The organism is Stenotrophomonas maltophilia group sp. RNC7, from assembly GCF_030910085.1.
GTDB classification, from domain to species: domain Bacteria; phylum Pseudomonadota; class Gammaproteobacteria; order Xanthomonadales; family Xanthomonadaceae; genus Stenotrophomonas; species Stenotrophomonas sepilia.
Genome location: NZ_JAVFVN010000378.1, coordinates 1 through 425, shown reverse-complemented (window position 1 = coordinate 425; position 425 = coordinate 1). Strand labels below are relative to the sequence as shown.

Annotated in this window: 1 protein-coding gene; it reads right to left on the bottom strand. The window is 55.8% G+C overall.

Annotated elements, in window-relative coordinates; translation table 11 throughout:
• On the bottom strand, positions 1-405 hold a 405-nt coding region (locus tag RCF13_RS06675), incomplete at its 3' end, for a hypothetical protein (protein WP_308140978.1).
• Positions 406-425: the final 20 nt, after the last annotated feature.

The following is a 425-nucleotide window of genomic DNA, read 5'->3' as shown; positions in this document are numbered from 1 at the left end:
GAGATCATCATCGGAAGCGTTGCCCATGCCCTGCGGTCTGAAGCCGATAGGGATCGGCCTATCATATCGGGCGAATTGCCGATTGGCGGACATCGTTTCGAGGGATTGTTGCCTCCGGTTGTCGTTGCGCCAGCCTTTACTGTCCGGCGTCGTGCATCGCGACTTATCAGGCTCGAGGAATACGTTCGAACGAATGTAATGACGTCGGCACAAGCCGGTCTCCTGAGGAATGCGGCCCGTGAGAGACTCAACATCGTTGTCTCGGGGGGAACCGGATCGGGCAAGACAACTCTTGCCAACGCTATTATCGCCGAGATTATCGAGACCGCTCCTGGTGATCGGATTGTGGTCCTTGAGGACACAGCCGAGATTCAATGCGCTGCCGAAAACGCGCTTTTCCTTCATACGAGCGACAACGTGGATAT